Origin of the sequence: Paraburkholderia sp. GAS206C, from assembly GCF_050435645.1 — a bacterium.
Lineage (GTDB): Bacteria > Pseudomonadota > Gammaproteobacteria > Burkholderiales > Burkholderiaceae > Paraburkholderia > Paraburkholderia phenazinium_B.
The window spans coordinates 601,853-623,159 of sequence record NZ_JBNDKR010000003.1; the positions used below are offsets into that span (position 1 = coordinate 601,853).

The following is a 21,307-nucleotide window of genomic DNA, read 5'->3' on the forward strand; positions in this document are numbered from 1 at the left end:
CAGTGAGGCGTACTATCGGGCTGTCTCACAAGACAATCTCACGTACGCCGGACATGCCAGTTTCTGCATTCGGGCTACCCAGATATGTCCATTGCACCTCATCGATTGCGACATCAACAAATCGTTCGCCGGGCTTCGGAAAAGCCTGCCCTTTCTCAAGGAAAGCCTGCTGGTTCCAACGGTTGTACAACGCGGCCATCGGGTGGTCGCTAGTAATATGGCCTTCCCAGATGCCGGTCCTGGGACACTGCCGCAGGCCATCGCATTGAAGCGGGGATGGGAGATCCGGAACCTGACGCAGCCAGCCTGCGTGCAGCGCTATCTTCAGAAAATCTTCGCGAACGGGGGAGACGGGGTAAGGTTCACCGAGATAATGCCATTGCACCTGGTCGGCGCTTAACCAGTTCATAAAAGGTGCCTCGAAACGCTCTCCAGTTTTGTAGCGCTCGGGGGTGTTCGCACGTGCCGGGATCAACTCGTTCTTTGGCGTCGATGCCGCACCGTAGAGCGCCAGCCAGTAACCATCGCGGGGCACCACCTGGTTACCGGTGACAGCAAGCGAATTCTGCGCGAGAGGCAGCACGGCGTAGCCGTGCGGGATGTATTCGCGTCCTTGCAGCGCTGTGCCTTGTTGTGCTGTGGGAGGCGGTGTCACGGCCTTTGCAGCATCAATCAACGTTTGCACGTTGCCATCCCACTTTGGCAACGGGGCGGGCGGCAGCGGTAGCACCTTGTCGAGGTTCGGGAGTTTGAGGCGACCTTGGTAATGCTCAAGCGCATCTCCGATTTTGCTATATCGGACAGCGCGTGCTTTGTCTATGGTAGGGGCCAAACTGGTACCATCCGTGAGGTACATGCCATTGAATTCCACCGACAATTTGTTTGCGCACTTGTCGCATCCGAGTTTTACTCCCTCTTGAAGCACGTTAAGGGCGCGGAGTTTGTCTTCAGCGGTATTAGACCGCGCATAAATGAAACCTAGCTTATACGCCGCCGAGCCATAACCTTGTGCTATTGCGCATTCCAACATCTGGGTCGCAACTGGGAGATTCCCCCAAAAATCCCCTTCCGGATCATCATACGTACCGGCGAGCTTTCCCCCCAGGAACGTCATCGCTGAGGGACTACCCATGTCTGCTGCGTGTTGGAAGAACGCATACGCACTCGTTGCGTTGCCGCCTTTGATCATTCCGTTCTGGTGATAGGTACCCATCATGTCATATGCATCAGGTACGCCCAATTGCATCGCTTTCTCGACCCAGCCAATTGCGACTTCGGGGTCGTGCTGGGGCACGCCTGGGTACCCACTTAGGATAAGAGACGCAAGGTTGAGCATGGCTTTCCAGTGACCGCGCTCGGCGGCCTGGACATAGAGCTGGTAAATCTTCGGATAGTCGCGCTTCCGGTAGTACACATCAGGGTCGTCGAGCGCGAGTGCCTGCTGAAACAAAAGTTCTGCCTGAGGATCAACCGGCGGCAGATGCTGATTCTGGTAGACACAGGTGAAGCTCTTCCGGTGTGGATCGAACAACGGCAATTTTTGATTACGAGGCAAATCAGACATAGCGACGGTAAGCCTATTGGTCAATGAGGTAAGCGATCCTGCTTGCACGTTCAGCGTTAGCAAACTCAAAGCTAAAACTAACGTCCAGCGGAAGATTGCGACAGGTGTCATAGCGCGTCTGTTCATGCTGTCTCGGTATTGGAAGACGAGGGCACATCGATAGAAGCGTGCAGAACCGTCTTGGCTCGCTTATCAATAAACGGAAGTAAGAAGCCCTCCATCGGCTTTTTGCTCTGCCGCAGATCGTCGTTACGATTCATGAGGTCGTTCCATGCCTTGAAGACGTCAGCAATCTGATCTCGATCGCCGGTGCCACTAACCTTGCCGTTGGACAACAAGGAAAATACTCGCTCGCGAAGACCCGAAACCCACATCGGTCCCGTCGCTGCAAGATTGATCTCACTGTCGACGGACATGCTGCGCTGGTTCATGTTCGCGCTGCCGACCGTCACAAAGACGTCGTCGATAAGCATCAGCTTCGCATGGATGTAAATCTCGCGATATGCCATCACCTGGTTGACCGTCATACCGCTGGTACGTAACCGTGCGATGCTGACTTTTAGACCGATCGTGTCCTGCAGTTCCTGCGCGCTTTCAGGATGGAATGTGTTTTCGCCTTGGTCATCCGTGTACTTTTCCTTCGTCTTGCCTTTGTCCGACAGGTCACTTTCGTTCTTCCAGGCATCGCCGTGACCCAGTTCGGCCATTGAGTCGTACGTGCGTGGAACCATCCCCGGATCCTGCGGATGAGGTGTGACGACAAACAGGTGTAACATCGGCGCGTCCTGCTGCGGTTTGTTCGCCAGATTCGCCCACGCATCGTGGAACTTCTGTCGCTCCTGCTTCAGATGCCGTGCAAACTCCGGGTAGAAGAAGTACTGGTTCTCCATATAAATGTAGTTGCGGGCGAAACTGGTTGCCTGCAGGTAGACCTTCTTGATGTTTTTCTCGTGTTCATGCGGCTGGGTACGCACGATCTGCACGCGATATGCAGGGTCATCCCGCAGACTCGGAATTTTCGATGGCAGGCCTGGCAGTTCGTGTGTCTGCCATGCGGCAGGGGCAAACGGTTTCCAGCCGCGTTCGAAATTCTGGTGCAGGCGCTTCAACGCCTTGCCGACCACGAGGCATGCATAGTCCTGGTACGGATTCGTATGCTTGTACACGGCCGTGCTGAGGGGCCCACTCGGGTCCTGCGTTTCCTGCTCATGTTTGAGTTCGGCCTGAACGTTTGGATCGGTCCACTCTTCCCGCAGCGGATCATCGATTTCGTGAGCCGTTCTATCCCAATAGTCTGTGATCGAGTTCAGGCCCATCACGTAGCCGACAGCCTTGCTGCCATTATCGTAGTTGTAGTCGATCAGGATCGGCTTTTGATGGTGCGTCGGATATTTTTCAAGCAGACCTTTCTCGCTTGTTCCAGCCGCTGTTTCCTTGAAGCCCTCGGTGTACGTGCTGGGAGCATCTTCTTCCTTCGGAGCAGTGGTTAGTAACGCCTTGACGTCGTTGCTCGAAATACTACGCAAAACTATCTGTAATCGCTGATTTTTCGTCAGGATGCCACTGCGCTTGCTTTCGCCGTCTGGCAGGTTTCGCTTCCACCAGTCGACGCAGTACTGGTTTCGCATTGCATTCGCGTAAGGGGGCGCCTGCTGCAAATTCTCTTCGACCGGACTGGTCCAGCTAACTGGAACGTCCGTGAACCCTGGCATGCTGTTCTGGATCCTCGACCCGTATGGGTCGAACCAGATCATCAACCGTACGGTCACAGGATTTACCTTACGTTGGGTGATTTCTTCGAGCAGTGCGCCATAGACGACCCCGCGTGGCCAGACACCGGAGGGCGGTGGGGAGGCTGTGCAGACGGCATCAGACTGACCACCGGGTTGTGCGGAGTTGGTGGCATCAGGTATTCCATCACTGCCCAGGACTGCCCTGTCGATATCAACTTTTCCCATTTGCGGGTATGGGGCTCCGACACCGGCGGGTGCTGTGGCGCCGCGCCAGATCTCCATGCCGGGATCGAACCCCCAGCAACAGATGTCGACCGTTGCCTGCGCCGCCATGATCTTGGAGGCTATCGACTGGAATCCTTCCTCGCCACAGACGAAGAACTCGAGGTCGTTGCCAGTGGTCGGTTTGACGTCATCGTCTACACCAGTTTCAAGAAGCCATTGAACGGAGCCCTGCGCGCTCCTGCCGGCTTCGTCGATGGCCACGTCCATCGGGTTATGGGTTTGAAGAGGATGCTCTGCCACTTTTTTTCCCTTGGTTGTTATGAGATGCGCCCGTACCCAAATCAGACCAGCCGTTCGCCACGATTGCTTCGCTGATCAACATGATCAGGATCGCCCTGAAGCGCGTCTTTCACTTTCATATCGAACTGCGCGCCGTTGGCGAGCTTGACCTGGTAGGCCGGCGTACCAGGCTGGTGGTCCTTCACGACTACCCGGCCGAATTCGTCCGTGACACCCTCATCAATCTTTGCGCCGCCCCTGTACAGTTCATACGGCTCGCTCACGTACTGGTGCGCCGCACCGGGTAGCGCCCCCAACGCGAAATGCAGTTGTTCCTTCTCCGGTGGCAATGCCGGAATGTTGGGCGTGCTGACGCTGTCCGGCCCGGTGAACGCCCGGCTTGCCGAATGCACCTCGAAGCCGCCCGGCGTACCGCTCTTGATCTGGCTGGCTGTCCAGCGGGTATAGCTCCCTCCGCCATTGATTTCCACCTCCTGCTGGGCGCTGATAGTGATCTTGCTGGCCGTCACCGTGACGTTGAGCTTCGCCAGAAGGTTGATGCTGTCCTTCAGCGTCTTGATATCGATGTCGCCGCTGGCCGCGATGAGACGCATGCCTGCCTGATAGACGAACAGGCGTAGCGCGTTGCGCGCACTGGCGAAGAAACCACCACCTGTGCTCACCGATACATGCTCGCCTGTCGTGATCGCCGTGGTCTTGTCGCTGCTGAGGTGAATCTGCGCAGGCGTGCTGATCGCCACGCCGGCAGGGCTTGCCAGTACGAGTTGCGGTTGCGAAAGCTGCTTGAGCGTGCCGCCGCCCTTGATCGCCGCCGCCTGTGCCTTCAGGGATGTCGCGACACTCTTCTGTTCGCCATCCTGCGCACCTGCGGTTTGCGCACTCTGCGCGATACTGCTGGCAGTATCCTGCGCACCGGCCAGCTGCAGGTTGACCTCATCGACGCTAAATGCGTCGCCGGTTGCCCCCGCGCGGGGATGCGTGGTCAGCAGCAGCCCCTGTGCACCGCGTACCGCCGCATGTCCATCGGTGCGCAATTCAACGCCTTCGCCACGCTTGTCACCGCGGCCGGCAGGTTCCGTCACGCGTGTGAGGTAACCCATGTGCAGACCACTCTCCAGATGATCGCTGCGTATCTGGGTCTGCACCTGGCCCTGTGTGTCGTCCTTCAGCCAGACGTTGTTCTGCTCGCCACCGATTTCCTTGCTGACGAAACCCGACAGCGCCAGCTGGCCGGGCAGCGTCCATTGCGGAGTGTTGGTGCCGTTTCCCACGCGTCCGGTGATGAGCGGGCGGTCCGGGTCGCCGTCAAGAAACGATACGATTACCTCGTCGCCGGCCCTGGGCAACTGGACGCTGCCAAAGCCGCCGCTCGACCATGCCTGTGCGATGCGCACCCAGCAGGAACTGCTTTGGTCCCGCTGGCCGATCCTATCCCAGTGAAACTGGATCTTCACGCGGCCCAGCGGATCCGTATGGACTTCCGCTCCCTGTGGACCAACGACAACTGCGGTCTGCATCTGCATGACCGGCTTGCGATGTTCGAACGGGCTGCGATAGGGAATGTTCTTGCGCTGAGCTTCTATTTCGACAGAGAAGAAACCCTCTGAACCATCTGCGTGTGCTGTGGCTCCGACAGACGCGCTCCCCGTCTGCGCAGTTCTGGCGGCGGCCAGCGTTGCCGAAAGGCTATGGGGAAAATTCGCCTGCGTGGTCGACGTGGGTAGATTGTTCTCGATCAGCCACACCGTCTCGATCACTGCGAATTGCCGTTGATCGGCCGAGTCGCGGCTGTGTTCCGGATGATCGACCAGCTCGAACCAGCGACCCGCATCGATACCGCGTACCGAACCTACGCCAAAGAACCGCTTGGAGATCGATTCCCACTGCTCCATCCGAACCTTCGCAAGGTGGTCGCCGCGCCCCTGTTGCTGGTAGGTGTAGGGTCCGGTGTATTCATACACCTCCAGTTGCTCGGGAAGGTCGCCCTGATTGGGCATCGTTGGCGTCAGTGTGCCTTTGGGATTGTGTACCGATGACGGACTCTTGTAGTCGTAGGTACGCGTGGTCAGCGTCGTGCTTTGCAGAATACGGGTGCCCGCCCACTGCACCAGTGCATCGGCCTCGCTTTGGGTACCGGCCCGATAGAACTGGACCTGCTGAGGCGTCAGGGGATCCAGCGTCTCAAGCCGGTCCGTGATAACGAGCGTGTGTGAATTGCCGCTCGCATCCTGTTTCCAGAAGCCGAACAGCCCTTCGTTCTCCATCAGCCGGTGGGCAAAACTCCAGTCGTCCTCGTACTGCGTGCAGTAGGAACGTGACGGCAGCGGCTGGGAAAGTGCGAACTGGAAGCGGCCTTGTGCCTGCGGATGCCTGTTGAATACATCGGACAGTATCTGGTCTGCCGGCTTGTCCTGCCAGATACGCTGATCGCGACGGAACCTGAGGAAGTACATCCAGGACGCGAAGCTGACCTGATAACTTGTCAGGCCGCCATTTGCGCCAAGCCGGCGTGCCGAATAGACATATCCATGATGCGGGAGGTAGCTCTTGTTGGTTTGCTCGAGCCACAGGGTGACCGGTTGGGCAATCAGTTTCTTGAGCTGGATATCATCTCTCGTCGAGACAAGATCCACCGTGAATTCGAAATCGCGTCCAATGCGCGACCGGCCATACACCCGCTGCGGTAACAGCACATTGCTGCCGAGGGGCGTGTCAAGTTTGACCAGCCGGTCCTGCTGGATTAAACCGCCCCGGATCGCCCCCGCGATATCCTGCGCACCCATTGCCATCCCCTTGCCGTATTATGCGTTTTGGATTATCTGTATTTAAACGATATTCTTATCGCGCGATTCTACAGACTATAAAAATGCGGAATGTTAATCAAGTTGAAACAAAGGGTAAGTTCATACGGCTGGTGCTATCGAGATGCACCGATCGTTACTCCGAAGGCAGGAGACAAAACTGGCTTGCATACCGATGACGAAGCACATCAATGTCAGCGGATAGACTGGCCCCTGGTCCCCGACTACTGCGTGCATCGGGCACAAGCCGGCCAATTTGAGACGTTCGACGTCTTGACTGGAATCGGTGACAATTACTCAACCGGCTACGGCGGCACGTTGCACTTCGCACCGGGAACGCAGACCTGCATCGCAGGTCACGCCACGCAGCGGGCGTTGTCCCCGCTAGAAATGTATCCAGCGCGAGTTAAATTTTGGTCCAAGCAAAAATCGTCGTGCGAAAGGCTCAGCAGGAAGACCGACTTCCTCTCTATCGTATGTTGGAGTTTTATCAGCACGACCTCTCGGACATCTGGGATCAGGATTTAGACCTCCATGGGGAATACGGCTATGCCCTTGACCGATTCTGGCATGACGCGGATTGTCATCCCTTCGTGGCTCTTGTCGATGGGAAATATGCCGGGTTCGCGTTGGTGGATGGTTCCGTAAAAGTCGGCGAATGCGGCCACTGGATGGATCAGTTCTTCGTGATGAAAAAATACCGTCGCCTTGGCGTTGGTAAAGAGTTGGCGATGCAGGTCTTTGCCGCCTTACCCGGACATTGGGAGGTCGGCCAGATGGCGAATAATCTTGCTGCGCAGATTTTTTGGCGTGCGGTAATCGGACACATTACGCGTCGTGATTATGAAGAGCACGCTTTGACCGAAGGGTGGTGGCAGGGACAGGTTCAGGTCTTCGAAGCGAACTAGCAGGATGGCCATGGGACAGAGGAATCTGTCAACAGTCGCTGTTCGGCCACTTTTGGACAGTCAAGACCGGTACGTTGATCGTTGACAATCCGCTGCGTTTTACGCCGGCGCCCTTGTGCAAAGTGCCTTCAAGGGAGGAGTCTTAGTCCTGAAACCATTCGGCCAGCGCTAAGGGGAAGGTCTCCTTAACAGGCCGGGCGAGGCGTGCGTATGCGTCAGGCTTGCTTAGCCATGTGACCAACTCCAGGTCGTCCCCCGGGCGTGCGACGTTCGAAATTGCGCGGCAGCGGAAGAAGTTGAGAGTCACGGTCGCATCGGTAAGGTGCTGCAGATGCTCGCCCAGGTTCTGCTCTATTGTGACCGTCAGACCGGTCTCTTCCTGGATCTCGCGCTGAAGAGCCACTTCAAAGGGTTCGCCGTCCTCGACGCGGCCACCGGGCAGTACCCAAAGGCCGCCGAGACCTGCTGGATGATAGCGATCTACTTTCTTTCCAACGAGGATGCAGTGGCCGTGGATGATCAAACCCAAGACGACATTCACGTATTTCATGTTACTCCCGCTAAAGATGATGAAGCTTGCGCGACGATCATCCGTGTATCACGCGCGCAATGATCTCCACACCCGCATCGATCTCGGTTTCATTCCAGGCCGCAAAGCCGAGAAACAATCCCTGAGCTTGAGCTTCAGCGAAATAATAACGTGACAGCGGACGCACTATTACCCCGGCCTCCGCCAGGCGAAGGCACACGTCATGATCTTTTCGCTGTGGCCTTAATTGGGCTATCACTTGCATCCCGCCATCCGGCGGTGACAGGCTGAGGTCAGTTCCGATAGTTGTCAATGCATGACACAGGTGATCACGTCGTGCACGATAGATGCGCGTCATCTTGCGAATGTGAGCGGCGTAATGTCCCTCGCCAATGAAATCGGACAAGGCATCCTGTAACGTCATGCCGACAATTTGGCCGGTGTGTCTTTGCGCTTTGGCAAATATTTTCACGAAACGTTTGGGCACGACGACGTAACCCACTCGAATATCAGTATGCAGCGATTTCGAGAAGGTGCCGACGTAAAACACGCTGCCGCCTTGATCGGAGCCCTGCAGCGCAGCCACTGGTCGCCCTTCGTAGTGAAATTCACTGTCGTAGTCGTCCTCGATGATCTGGGCACCGACTCGGTCGGCGAACCGCAGCAGCGCTTGCCGACGAGTGGCCGGCATCAGCAATCCGGTTGGGTGCTGGTGCGCAGGCGTGACGAATATCAAACGCGGCGTGTCTGACGACGTTTCGAACGCCAGGCCGCATTGATCGAGTGCAATACCTTGCACCGTCGCGCCGGCAGCCTCGAATGCCGCGCGTGCGCCGCCGTAGCCCGGGCTTTCGATCCATGCCACCTCACCCGGGTCCAGCACCACGCGGGCGATGAGCGCAATGGCAGCCTGAGCGGTGGGCATCAGGAACACCTGCTGCGCATCCGCGTTGACGCCGCGGTATTCGACCAGGTGATGCAGCAGCCCCTTCTGCAATTCGAACCGGTTGCATGCCATGTTTCTTCGAGGGAGCGCGTAGCGCGCGGCGGTCCTCAGGCATCGCCCCCAGATCGCGTGGGGAAACTCCCGAGCGTCGGCCAAACACGGCACGAACGGTCTGGGGCGACCTTGCTCGGTGAACGGCCAATCGCTGCGGCCGATTTGTTGTGCCCACCTCGACATGCCAGTGAGGTTTGCTCGCCGCGGGCTATCCGTTTCGAGCGAGATCAGGTTTGCTGACGGCATGGCCGCCACGACCGGACGCCGTCCTTTCGAGACGTCGAGATACCCCTCCATCGCCAACTGGCCGATCACAGCGGAGATGGTATTCCTCGACACCCTCAGGTGCTGCGCGAGTTCCCGGCTGGATGGCAGACGCCGGCCGCTGGCCAGCCTTCCTGCCGCAATGGCCTGTCTCAGCTGATCGGAGAGCTGCCGCGTGAGGGCAACACCGTTTTGCGGTTCCACCTTGAGATCGATCAGGCCGGCGAGCGCATCACCCATAAAACTGGCCCCATGGTTTTAACAAAACATACCCTTTGAAGCGGTGCCAGTCAAATCTATGATCGTGTCAACTTCTCCCACATCGTGTACCCATGGACCGAACCGCCACTCATCCTCTTTCGCGCCACCTCGCCTGTCTTCTGTTCGCGTTGGTGATTTTGAGTTGGGGGTTGAACTGGTCTGTGACAAAGATCATCGTCCATCAAGTCACGCCGTTGTGGACCACGGCTATTCGGTGCACGATTGCCAGTGCGGCGCTGTTCGTGATCCTGCTGGCGCGTGGCCAACTGATCATCCCCAGGCGCGGCGATCTGCCGGTCGTGCTGGCGATCGCCATGCTCCATATGGTCGCTTTCTCGACCTTGGTCGCACTGGGACTGAAGTTTGTACCCGTGGGCCGGTCCATCGTACTCGGCTATACGACGCCGCTATGGGTTACGCCGGGCGCCTGGCTGTTTCTTCGAGAAAGGCCATCGCCGCGCCAGCTTGCCAGCATTGCCCTTGGTTTGGCCGGCCTGGCACTCATGTTCAACCCATGGGCGCTTGATTGGAGCGATACCCATGCCTTGTTCGGCAATGGCGTGATCCTCCTCGCCGCTTTTTTCTGGGCAGCGAACATTCTCTATGTGCGTGCTCATCAATGGATTTCCACGCCGTTTCAATTGATCTTCTGGCAAGCGTTGCTGGCCAGCGGCGTCTTGTCGATGCTCGCGCTTTGCATGGATGGCGCGCCGCGAATCGCGTGGTCACCTCAACTCGCAGGCGCCTTCCTGTTTGCGGGATTATGCGGCACAGCGCTGGCCTACTGGGCCATGGCGATGGTCAACCGCAGTTTGCCCGCCGTGACCACATCGTTAGGTTTGTTGGCAACGCCTGTCGTAGGTATCGCGTCCTCGACCATAGGGTTGGGCGAGACCATCAATGCCTCACTGGTGATCTCGATGGTGATGATACTTGGTGGCATTGCCGTCGGAACACCTTTGCCGAAAGACCGGGCTTTCCGATTCCGGTCGGGGTTACTCGGGATTTTGTACGGTCGACGCTTTAAGCGGTAGGGAACGGCAAATCGAAGAAATATGGATGCGCCTGAATTCTGGAAGCGGCCGTTCGTCTCGCGAAATATTGAAGGGCAGTTGCGGGTTGTCTACGCAAATTCGGCTCGCGACCACGGTTCGCAGCGTTCGATTCGACCTCGTTTTTCCATCTCGGCCAATTTCGGACGATCGGCACAGACTTTCAGATCGTTAGCAATCAACGGACAAACCGTAAGCGTGGCAGCAGCAACGTCTTGACTGGAGAGCGTGATTGTCAGGCTGGGCGGCGGAACTGATCGGCGACGGCCCACGGTATGAGTTCGTCGATGCGGTTAATCGCATGGTCGGCGATGCGCGTGAGCACGTAGCGCAGATAGGCCGCAGGATCGATGCCGTTGAGTTTTGCGGTGCCAACGAGGCTGTAGATGGCAGCGGCGCGCTCACCCCCGGAATCTGCACCGGCAAACAGGTAATTGCGTCGACCGATGGCCACTCCGCGTAGCGCGCTCGACTGGCAGATTGTCAATCTCGAGCTGGCCATCATCGCAATAGCGTGTGAGCGCTTCCCACCGGTTCACTGCACAGAGGATGGCCTGGCTCGTATCCGATTTGCGCGAGAGCGTTTCCAGTGTCATGGTGAGCCATGCATGGAAGCGATCGAGTAGCGGCCGCGCGTGTTCCTGGCGATACGCCTGGCGCTCATCGGGCGGTTTGCCCCGGATCGTTTCCTCAATCCTGTATAGCGCGCCAATACGCTCGAGCGCTTCGGTGTTCAACGCATTGGGGCGCGCTACGTGCAACTCATAGAACTGTCGTCGGGCATGCGCCCAGCAAGCTGCCTCTGTAACTCGCCCGGTTTCGTAGATAGCCTGGTATCCACCGTACGCGTCGGCTTGCAGTGTACCGTTGAATGCCTCGAGATGCTGTTGCGGATGGATGCCCTTTCGATCCGGCGTGTAGGCAAACCAGACTGCCGGCGGCGTCATGTCGGCCGATGCACGATCATCACGCACGTACACCCACAAGCGACCGGTCTTCGTCTTGCCATTGCCTGGTGCAAGCACGGGAACCGGCGTGTCGTCCGCGTGCAGTTTCGTCGCCGACATCACGTGACGACGTAGTGTTTGAACGAGTGGCTGCAGCAGCGCCGCCGCATGACCGACCCACTTCGCAAGCAGCGAGCGGTCAAGCTCGACGCCTTCTCGCGCGTAGATGACCGACTGCCGGTAAAGCGGCAAGTGGTCTGCAAACTTCGAGACCAGCACGTGTGCCAGCAGCCCTGGGCCAGCGAGACCACGCTCGATGGGACGGCTCGGTGCAGGAGCCTGAGAGATATGATCGCAACACACGCAGGCAAACTTCGGGCGCACATGACGGATGACACGGAAGCTTGCTGGTACGTACTCAAGTTGTTCGGCGACGTCTTCGCCCAGCGACTTCATCAGGCCACCACACTGCGTGCACTTCCCGACGGATTCGGGCAAGTGCGTCTGGATCTCGCGCGGCAGATGTTCGGGCAGCTTGCGCGGTGCCTGTTCCACGACCGTGCGCTGCGTCTTCGGGATTTCGACCGGTGCCGCGCCTTCGTCAGTCTCAAGCTCTTCGAGGCGCAATTCAAGTTGCTCGATCTGACGGTCCAGCTTCTCCGACTTGCGGCCGAACTGCATACGGCGCAGCTTGGCAATGAGCAGCTTCAGGTGTTCGACTTCCGCTGCGCGCGAAGCCAGCGCGGCTTGTTGTGAGTCGACCGTTTCCTGTAGTTTGAGCACTTGCGCGTCGCGCTCGCGAAGTGCCGCCTCCTGGCTGAGCAGCATGGCCTTCAGCGTTTCGACATCATCGGGAAGTGGATTCGCGCGCGTCATGCAGGCAGTTTACGCGCGAGCAGCGACGTTTACAATGCCGACGTCGGTCGTGCCGTTCTCGTCGGTTGCCGCCAGTCGATGCCTTCCAGCAGCATTGATAGTTGCGCCGGGGCTCAGGCAAATAACGCCACCATCGGCTTGTGGCCAGACGAAGCGCCCCTTCTCGAGTCGCTTCATCAGCAGGCACATGCCGTCGCCGCTCCACCACAGTACTTTGAGCAGGTCGCCGCGTCTGCCACGAAATACGAAGACGTGCCCGCAGAACGGATCCCGTTCAAGCACGGTTTGCACCTTGGCGGCGAGGCTGTTGAATCCGGCCCGCATGTCGGTCACGCCGGCAGCCAGCCAGACACGCGTGCCGACAGGAAGACCAATCACGTTTCAGCCTCCGCAGCGGCACGCAACGTACGCAACACAACACGCAGCGTGGCCGGGTCGGGCGTGCCCTCGATACGCACGCGTGCGACGCCTATGCTTACCTCAATCACACCTGCGACGACTGGATGGGCCTTGCTCTGCGACTGAGCCGGCAATACAGCCGCGTTCTCAATTGTGCGCTCCTCGTGCACCACTTCTACGGGCAGCAGTGTCGGCGGCTCATACTGCCCGGCCTGATAGGCTCGGCGCCATTTGAACAAAAGATTCGTATTGAGCCCGTGTTCCAAAGCCAGTCGTGCGACCGAGACACCCGGTTCACATGCCAGCTTCGCGAGTTCACGCCGAAACTCGATGGGGTGGTTGGGGGTACCTTTACGCGTCCGTCTCGCTGCTGTTGCTATCTCAGGTGACAAAGTAGTCTCCACCACTCGTTTGGTGGGGTCTACTGTGTCCATTTTGGCATCATTGGTCTAGACGGTGCGGCGGCAACGCTTACGATAAACCGGTGCCTAGCCGTTACGCTATAAATCGAATCTAAAAGGGGCACCACGCTCTGGCTATGCCTCACCAGGCTGTTTGCCGGGGCTGGCTCGCGTCCCTATCCGGCGACATTCTCGGCTCAAAACGTGCCCTAGACGTAAGCAAGCGCGCTTCCAATAAGGTCGCTCGCATTGCCGGGCGCGTATGTGTGTGCGGCGGTGGCAAATTTAATACGGTGTGCCGGTGTTGAATCTCGTAGTTGCAGTTTCTATCCGCCTGATGCGGGTATATCGATCGCAGCAAACAGCATGGCGATGTCTGTGATGCGCCGAGTGCCTGTTTTCTGCAGGATTGATTTGATCTGACTGCGAACGGTACTGATCTGCACTCCCCGGCTTGCAGCATATTCGCCTGGCGTCAGCCCTGCGGCGATCGCCGCTGCGACGGCCATTTCCGCACGCGACAAGGCAAATGGCCGCGTGGCCGAGTCGGGCCACCCTGTGTTGTGGAACGGTCGGCGCAAGAGAACCATCGCCAGAGGCTGGGTCCGCCCTAACCCGGCTGCAAGTTGTGGTTTTAACGGCACAACACTTATTTCGATGGTAGGTCCGTCGCTTTCTTCGTGCACATAAAGCGCTGTGACTTCTATCTCGGGAACCTTTAGGCAGGCGCGCTTGACCCGATGTGTCAGTTGCTGAGCAAGCCGTTGTCCATTGAGGGTCAATCGATTCATTTGGACGTTCACCGCGGTGGACGTGCGCAGGACGGTTTCTGCTGCGCGATTGAGGTAGTGGACATTGAGTTCCGCGTCAACAATGATGGCAGCGCGAGGGAGAGCGTCAAGCGCGGCGCCGGATATCAATGCGTGATCGGCCGTCTTGGTGGCCAGGTTTCGTACTCGAAAGACATTGGGTAAGTGGCTCAGTACCCGTTGAAGCTCACCGACAATCGCCTCTTCGTAAGGACGATGCCCCACTGGACGATGCACCGCGAGGATAAGGCGTTGGCCTCCTTCCAGGAGCGTGCCGCCACAGGAATAGCGAAGCCCCTCGCGCATGTAAAAGTCCTGGTAATACTCGCTGCGTTGAACTGCGCTGTCGGGTATATAACGATGCATGGGATACATTGTTCCAACTGGTTTGGCGAGTAGTACGCCACGCGCCAGATCGAGACCATGGTAATGACCCGCATAAGCGTGCGCCCAGTTCGAGCCGTATCCCGTGAAGCGATACTCGAGAAAGCTTCCCGAAAGCGCATCGTGTACAAAACAGTTTGCTGCCCGTGCGTCGGCCAAGGTGGTCAATGTGGAGAGGGCTGAATCCCATTGGTTCGGATCGACCGCAGCGGTGTAAAGCGCCGCTATCGCCTCATCTGCTGTACGTTTCATCGCCGTGGCTTCCCCGCCGCGTGTCACATAGCCAAGCCTCTGGGCAATCGATCGTTCTTTATACCGTCGCCAGACAGGCCTCCGTCACTTTCGTTGAACATTTAGTCCAACGATTTTCCCCAATATTGGGGATGCTTCGTTTATTGCGTCAAGCTAATCTTGCGCGTGGAGGTCTACCGGGCTTTTGATGAGGCAGGGTTCTCCCTGATGTCGACTAATCGTGGCGGTGGTCAGGCAAGCATTGAGCGAAAGTTGACCCGACGCAGGCTCAGCCAACAGCGCCGCACTGCGTCGTAATTTTCTTCGCGTCAGGCGTATCGTTCGACGCGTGCGTCAATGTTTATGCGGCGGCTGCGCGTGACAACGAGATCTGCGTCGTTACACCGGTAGTGTCGCCGAGAGCAGCGACCAAGACGAACCTCGCAGCTCATGAAGTTGCTAATCCGGCAGGCAGTATTCAGAAATTAAATATCGAATAAAATTTATGGGGTGGGGAATGAGAATAATCAATCAGTCGATTTTTGTGACAATGCTGGTCTGCGTGGCTGTCAGCGCCAATTCACAACAAAAACCACGGGCGGAAGTGCAACCGGATAACGGTCCGACACTCTCTGCAACGTTGAATTTTATTCAAAAAAAGTGAACGAACAGGGTGCGTTGCACGTTATTTAAATCATCAAGATCCAGATTTGCCAGAACGTACCGAAAGTGTGGAATCAGATTCCATAAAGCTAGCGATATATCAAGAAACAAAAGATGGAATCGTTCCTTATGGAAATTTGTATTTTAAAAATGTAGAAGCAGCCACTCGCGTCGCTAAGGCTTTGACCCATGCGGTGGAGGTATGTGGTGGTGGCGACAACGATCCGTTCTAAGAATTACCTTGGTGCGAGATAGCGGCCAAGTAGCCCGAGACAAGCACAGTCTCAGTTCATTTATCCACTATAAGTGGGAGACCTCAAATGAAAAAAGCAACGCAGTGGACATGCGCGGGCCTGTTGGTCTTGCCCGCAGGTGCGTGGGCTTATTGCCCGCCAACCAATCCTCCGAGTCTTCAGCAGATGTGCGAGAGGGCCGAACAGGCCCAACAGGAAGCTCAGCAACGCCAGCAGGCCCAACAGCAGGAGCAGATGCAGCGTCAGCAGGAAATGCAACGGGCGCAATCTCAGCAACCTCGCTCATCGGGCCAGTCTGCAGGCGTTCAATCCCCGGGCAATGGCTACCGGTCTCCTGCTGCCAATGGTGGGGCGACCACAACCTATACCCCGCACACTTACACGCCGGGCAGCAGCCAGGCACGACAGTCCGAGGAAAGATCTTCTGGCGGAGTGCAGAGCGAAAACGGTGTGACGACCTTTACACCGCATGCGTCAAGTTCGCTGCGGAACAATCAGGTAACAACCGAAACGCGGCCAACCCGATCTTCCGATGAGGGCGTCACGTCCAACGGTGTGACCACGTTTACACCGCATGCAGCGGGCTCCAGTCATGCCGGTTTTGCAGCAAACGGCGGGGGTGACTCTGGCCGTGCATCGGACTCGCAGGCACAAACGTTCAAGCCCGGCCGCGCTGCGCCAGAAGATACACGAGAGGTGCGCCCGGATTTGGCGAGCAATCAAGGCGCCGAGCCTTCGCGGCAGCAGATCAACTCGGTCAGAACGAATCTCACCGGCATCAACCAACACCCGGTACCACACGGCACGGTGACTGCGCAGGCCAACGGTACCGTCACGGTTAAAGCTACTGACGGCCGGCAATATGCTCTTCGGTCCGACGGCACACTGGCGTCCTATGCTGGTCATGGCACACACGCCACGCTGTACTCCGACGGACGCGTCCGGTCGCTTCATACCGCCGCACTCGACATCAACAGGGGACCCCATGACAGCCGGATCGTGGTCGAGCATCGCGCCGATCACACTATCGTTGTCAGTGCAGGCGCGCACGGCGGCTACGTAGAACGCCCAATCCAGTGGCATGGCCGTCCGTTCGTGCAACGGACCTATGTGTCCGGGGCGCACGTGTTTACGCGTGTCTATGCCTCTTATGGCTATCACGGCGTGACGCTTCACAATTACGTTCCGTCCGTTCGCTACGCACCGGCCTTCTACGGCTGGGCGTATTACCCGTGGCCGGGTCCGGTGGCCTATGCCTGGGGCTGGACTGGCAGTCCCTGGTACACCGCCGATACTGGCTACTTCTCGGTATTGCCGGCCTACGGTAGCCCCGCACTATGGCTGGCCGATTACCTGCTGGCCGGCACACTCCAAGCGGTATACGTCCAGCAGCAGGCGGACGCCGAGGCGGCGGCAGATGCCGCAGCAGCACAGTCGGCTGACGCCGATCCGGGGGGCGACGTCGCGTATGCGCAAGCCGATGCGCCGATCACGCCTGAACTCAGGCAGGCGATTTCAAATGAAGTCGCGCAGCAACTGGCGGCTGAAAATGCCGCTGCACAGAAGCCTGAAGCGGCCGAGACATTGACCGGCTTGCCGCAGGCCCTGCAGCCCAATCACCTGTTTGTTGTCGATCACCCGATCAACGTCACGAGTGACGACGGTCATAGCTGTGGCTTGACGCCCGGCGATGTATTGAAGCTGGTCGCTGCACCCGGGGACAACGCAATCACGGCCAATCTGAGCGTGACCGCCACCCGGAAGGCGGATTGCCCAGCCGATGCACAGGTCTCGGTCACGCTGGAAGATCTACAGGAGATGCATAACGGCTTCCGTGCACAACTCGATGCAGGGTTGCAGGCGCTGCACGATCAGCAGGGACAAAACGGCTTGCCGTCAGCGCCGCAGTCCGCGATTGCGCCGCCGCCAAGGCCGATTGAGGATGTGCCTCCGCCCATGGCTAGTGCGCAGACACTGATCAATGGCGCGCAGCAGCAGGCAGATCACGCGGAGACACAACTGTCGCAAGCGGCATTCAGCAACTGAAGTTCAAATTTTATGAGGCTGACAGTGAGAAAAGTCAAACATTGGATGTTGGCGGTTGCGCTGGCTTGCACTCTGGCGAGCAGCGCAAATGCACAGCAAAAATCACAAGCAGTGAGCCAGCCTGATAACGGTCCTTCTCTGGAAGTTACTATGAATTTCATTCGGAATAAACTAAATGAACAAAATCCTCTTGATTTCACGGTTAGCTCGGGCAGCGCGGACGTTTCTCCGTATCACGTGCATTCTGAAAATGAATACAGCACAGACACAAACACGTGCTCGTTGAAAAAACATAGCAAACAGACTTCGGCGAATATCGAAGCATATCCGACTATAATTATAAATTTAAAGGATATTAAAAATATAAAGGTTGAATCTTTAAGTGCGTCGACTACCGATTATATGGTCTACAATGATGAAACTCCGTCCTCCGATGTTACTGCATCCCCGGATCTACCGACTATTTTTTTGTTGCTGAAAAAACCGTTCGCTATGGAGTCGGAACCTTCAAGCTTTAGAGAAATACCACCTCAACAGTTACGTCGAATGAATTCGATACTTCGCATTATCTTTCTCGATGAAGATTCCGCCAGAAGGGTCGCCAAAGCGATTAATCACGCAGCTGAATTGTGCGGCGCGGGAGGTAGCGATGATGAGCCGTTCTAGATTGATCTAATTTAACGTTGAGAAGTAACGCGCGTTCATTTATTGCAAAAGCATTGATCAAAAGCAGCGAACAGCAGCAGGCACATCTCGCCGAAAACGAGGTCGCCCGGACAGCGTTAAGCGACTAGTCAGTGGTGTAGTGCTACGAGCCGGCGATGTGGACGCAAGGTTGGCAACGCCCTAATGGCTGACCAGTTAGGCGTCGGTGAACATGGAAAATCTAGGTTTAAAGAAAAGGAGATCTGAGTATGTACGGTTGTTTGCCCAGCAAGGCGGATTTTCATAAGGCGCTACTCATCCTAGGCGCGTCGCTGCTCCCCGTGATATTGAACGGATGCGGCTTGCCGCCACAAACGCCGCAGGAGCTTCAGCAAAGTTGTTCCAACGATATCAACGCCATGAATGACAAAGTCGGAGCACGAGCCGTGGTGGGGTATGGATATGAGGGCGGGGGAGGGGGAGCCGCATGCTTCCGCAGCTGGAGTAAGGAGACGAAGCAAGGCGCGATTGATGCGGCCGTGGCCGATTGCCGCCGTGCGGGTGCTAATTTTTGCACCGTGGCATGGGCGGCGGACAGCACGCCTGAGCGAGATCAAAAACTGAGGCAGGATGAGGCTGATAAAAAGGAGGCCGAACAAAGGAAAGCTCAGGCAGATCTTCTCGAAGCTCAGCAGGAACAAGCGGAACGTTTGAAGTCGTTAGCTATGACCACAAGGATCAGCGGGCCTTCGATCGAGATAACTTCGAACTTTATCGAACGCAAACTGCAAGAAAACAAAGGATTGACGATTACCATGACACAGCACTGGGTGGGCGGAATTGTCGCTAACCCTGCTGACAGCTCAACATCGTTTCCGGCAAACTCTCAAGCTACCTATGCACCAAGTGTGCCCTGCACAATCGGAGGTCACGATCTCAGAGACCTTTCCAAAATTGAGATCGATAGTTACACGAACGTCGAAGCTCAAATTAAAGGTTTCGGCGGTTCTGGCCTTGTTTCTTCTACTTGGGGCGATGGGTCAAGTCAAAATATTTCTTACGCTCCGGATTATCCCACACTCTTAATCCAGTTTCGAAAAACCACATCTAAATATGATGAGGCAATAAAAGGTAAAAATTACCCCGCAGACACGCTTCGATTGTTGCGAGTTAACGCCAAGCTGCTGCGGGTCTCGGTGAATGACGGCGATGATGGAAATCATCTAGCCAGCGCCATCACCCATGCTGCCGAGCTATGTGGGGCTGCGCAGGAAGATGCAAATTCACCGTTTTGATCCTCGTTAATGTTTCGGTCGAGATGACTTTGGGCTTTAACTTTATTGCGCGGTTTGCCGTCAGTATTGTGGTCCGCAATTGCTCCACCTACGAGACCGAGTGAAGATCCACCGCCGCCGACCGGCGAATGGCAGACACTGGTCAGCGGCGCCCAACAGCACGAAGATCACGCCGAGACCGACGGCCGATTCTCGGTCGACTACAACTTTGAGTTTTCAAATCTGAGCTTGCGTTACCATTTTCTGCCCGCGTCCATCAAACGTCCCGTCTCGCTATTTCTCAGATGCACACGGGCAACAGGGCTAGAGAAAGTCAGACCCACGGTCATCCAAAGTACGCAATGATTCCGCTAGCCAACGACCGCTTGCGGCCGACGCGAGTGTCCCCTAAGGGTCGCTACGCGACTTCCAACGGACGGCTTCACATCGACGGCACAGGCTCTTGCTTCGTCGTGGCCGCCCTGGCACACTGGCGGCACAGCGACAACGAAAACACGGGATAGCTGGCGATTGAAAATCTCGCCACGTATCACGCAAGCCGCTGAATTGATTGATCTTTAGTTATCTCAGACTACCCTCGCCTACCATGAAAAAGCCATTCGTAATGGGGTGGTCCGCTGCTCGACTCCTCTCTCGGGCGTAAAGTATCGAGCAAAGGCGAGCGGCGTCGGGACGCTTTTCGAAGTGCGTGGTTTGAGGATGCGGCGCTCAGTATGCAACCTTGAACGTCGGAGAGTCTTCGGGCCGGCTCTTGCGGCGGTCGTACAGGCGCGTCGTCGCGATGTTCGCGTGACCAAGCCATTCCTGCACTTTGGCGATGTCTGCTTCGTGTTCGAGCGCGTTGGTGGCGGCGGTTGCGCGCAGACTGTGTACGCCAAATCCGTCGACGGCGATCTTCACCCGCGCCGCATAGGCGAGTACGCATTTGTAGATGCCATCAGCCGTGATTGACGCGCCGGTCTTACGCATTGGCTGGAACAGCGGCGCGTCGGGCGTTGTCCCGTGCCCGGCCACCTCCAGGTAGGCGTGAATACGTTCGGCGCTCGCCGGGTGCAGCGGGACGTGGCGCAACTTGTCCCCCTTGCCATGAATGCGCAGGTGCGGCACACCGCGCCGGTCGTGAATGTCGCGAACCTTGAGCAAACACAGTTCTTCGCGGCGTAGACCGTGGTACAGCAGCACCGCGAGCAGGGCGCGGTCGCGTTTGCCCTTCAGCGTATCGGGATCGGGTGCATCGAGCAGCGCACGCGCCTGATGATCGCCGAGTGCCGGCGTCTTGCCCTCGTTGCTGTTACCCCGGGGCCGCTTGACGCCCGCAACCGGATTCAGCAAAACGGCAGCGCGCTCACACAAATAATCGAAGAGCGACGATAAGGCCGCCAGTTTTCTCCTGATCGTTGCGCCGGACAGTTGACGCGCCTCGAGACGTTTGCGCCATGCGAGCACGTGTGCCCGCGTAACGGTGCGAAACTCGTCCGGTTGCTGGATGCCCACAAAACCCATGAAGTCGCGCAAATCAGTCTGATAGGCGCGCCGCGTACGGGGATTGTCGAGATTCGCGAACCATTCGGCCTCGGGCGGGACATTTGATAGCTGATGGAATTCGGCGGCGGTGAGTGCGCGAGAGGTATTGTTGCGCGTTGAAATGATTCTGGTTGACACGGATTCTCCCAGCAGGTTGCGTCGCACGCGATTAACCGGGATATAATGAAGTCAGTCT

Annotated in this window: 15 protein-coding genes and 1 pseudogene; 6 read left to right on the forward strand and 10 right to left on the reverse strand. The window is 57.3% G+C overall.

Annotated features, from left to right (window positions below; genetic code table 11):
- Positions 1–25: 25 nt before the first annotated feature.
- The 3 genes from P3T20_RS11090 to P3T20_RS11100 are packed head-to-tail and all read right to left on the reverse strand — an operon-like array spanning position 26 to position 6,605.
- A complete protein-coding gene (locus tag P3T20_RS11090) occupies positions 26–1,690 on the reverse strand; it encodes a DUF6396 domain-containing protein (RefSeq protein WP_429286889.1) in 1,665 nt (554 codons plus the stop codon).
- Complete coding sequence (locus P3T20_RS11095; protein ID WP_429286890.1) at positions 1,687–3,822, reverse strand: phospholipase D-like domain-containing protein; 2,136 nt, start codon at positions 3,820–3,822, stop codon at positions 1,687–1,689. The genes P3T20_RS11090 and P3T20_RS11095 overlap by 4 nt, the downstream gene beginning before the upstream one ends.
- Positions 3,823–3,863: 41 nt before the next feature.
- Positions 3,864–6,605, reverse strand: a complete 2,742-nt coding sequence (locus P3T20_RS11100) for a type VI secretion system Vgr family protein (RefSeq protein ID WP_429286891.1) — start codon at positions 6,603–6,605, stop codon at positions 3,864–3,866.
- A 431-nt stretch (positions 6,606–7,036) separates the two neighbouring features.
- Here P3T20_RS11100 and P3T20_RS11105 point away from each other — a divergent pair, with 431 nt between their 5' ends.
- Positions 7,037–7,531, forward strand: a complete 495-nt coding sequence (locus P3T20_RS11105) for a GNAT family N-acetyltransferase (RefSeq protein ID WP_429286892.1) — start codon at positions 7,037–7,039, stop codon at positions 7,529–7,531.
- Positions 7,532–7,673: 142 nt separating this feature from the next.
- On the opposite strand, the gene P3T20_RS11110 is transcribed toward P3T20_RS11105, so the two are convergent.
- Together P3T20_RS11110 and P3T20_RS11115 are read right to left on the reverse strand one after the other, a co-directional pair.
- Positions 7,674–8,081: an NUDIX domain-containing protein gene (locus tag P3T20_RS11110; RefSeq protein ID WP_429286893.1), complete on the reverse strand. Its 408-nt coding sequence runs from the start codon at positions 8,079–8,081 to the stop codon at positions 7,674–7,676.
- Between the two features lie 37 nt (positions 8,082–8,118).
- Positions 8,119–9,564, reverse strand: a complete 1,446-nt coding sequence (locus P3T20_RS11115) for a PLP-dependent aminotransferase family protein (RefSeq protein WP_429286894.1) — start codon at positions 9,562–9,564, stop codon at positions 8,119–8,121.
- Positions 9,565–9,656: 92 nt separating this feature from the next.
- On the opposite strand from P3T20_RS11115, the gene P3T20_RS11120 reads away from it, so the two are divergent.
- A complete protein-coding gene (locus tag P3T20_RS11120; RefSeq protein WP_429286895.1) occupies positions 9,657–10,619 on the forward strand; it encodes a DMT family transporter in 963 nt (320 codons plus the stop codon).
- Between the two features lie 253 nt (positions 10,620–10,872).
- Here the strand turns inward: P3T20_RS11120 and tnpC are convergent.
- The 4 genes and pseudogenes from tnpC to P3T20_RS11140 form a co-directional block, all read right to left on the reverse strand.
- A pseudogene (tnpC, locus tag P3T20_RS11125) lies at positions 10,873–12,460 on the reverse strand (IS66 family transposase).
- 9 nt (positions 12,461–12,469) lie between these two features.
- A complete protein-coding gene (gene tnpB / locus P3T20_RS11130) occupies positions 12,470–12,838 on the reverse strand; it encodes an IS66 family insertion sequence element accessory protein TnpB (protein WP_429286896.1) in 369 nt (122 codons plus the stop codon).
- Positions 12,835–13,293 (reverse strand): IS66-like element accessory protein TnpA, encoded by a 459-nt coding sequence (tnpA, locus tag P3T20_RS11135; protein WP_429286897.1) that lies wholly within the window; start codon positions 13,291–13,293, stop codon positions 12,835–12,837. The genes tnpB and tnpA overlap by 4 nt, the downstream gene beginning before the upstream one ends.
- Before the next feature lie 293 nt (positions 13,294–13,586).
- Complete coding sequence (locus P3T20_RS11140) at positions 13,587–14,705, reverse strand: helix-turn-helix transcriptional regulator (RefSeq protein WP_429286898.1); 1,119 nt, start codon at positions 14,703–14,705, stop codon at positions 13,587–13,589.
- A 689-nt stretch (positions 14,706–15,394) separates the two neighbouring features.
- Between P3T20_RS11140 and P3T20_RS11145 the strand changes: the two genes are divergently transcribed.
- The 4 genes from P3T20_RS11145 (at position 15,395) to P3T20_RS11160 (ending at position 19,587) form a co-directional block, all read left to right on the forward strand.
- Positions 15,395–15,580, forward strand: coding sequence for a hypothetical protein (locus P3T20_RS11145; protein WP_429286899.1), 186 nt, complete (start codon positions 15,395–15,397; stop codon positions 15,578–15,580).
- Between the two features lie 729 nt (positions 15,581–16,309).
- On the forward strand, positions 16,310–17,647 hold the full coding sequence (locus P3T20_RS11150) for a hypothetical protein (protein ID WP_429286900.1): 1,338 nt from the start codon (positions 16,310–16,312) through the stop codon (positions 17,645–17,647).
- 24 nt (positions 17,648–17,671) lie between these two features.
- Positions 17,672–18,313: a hypothetical protein gene (locus P3T20_RS11155; RefSeq protein ID WP_429286901.1), complete on the forward strand. Its 642-nt coding sequence runs from the start codon at positions 17,672–17,674 to the stop codon at positions 18,311–18,313.
- 398 nt (positions 18,314–18,711) lie between these two features.
- On the forward strand, positions 18,712–19,587 hold the full coding sequence (locus P3T20_RS11160) for a hypothetical protein (RefSeq protein WP_429286902.1): 876 nt from the start codon (positions 18,712–18,714) through the stop codon (positions 19,585–19,587).
- 708 nt (positions 19,588–20,295) lie between these two features.
- Here the strand turns inward: P3T20_RS11160 and P3T20_RS11165 are convergent.
- A complete protein-coding gene (locus P3T20_RS11165; protein ID WP_429286903.1) occupies positions 20,296–21,249 on the reverse strand; it encodes a tyrosine-type recombinase/integrase in 954 nt (317 codons plus the stop codon).
- Between the last annotated feature and the right edge of the window lie 58 nt (positions 21,250–21,307).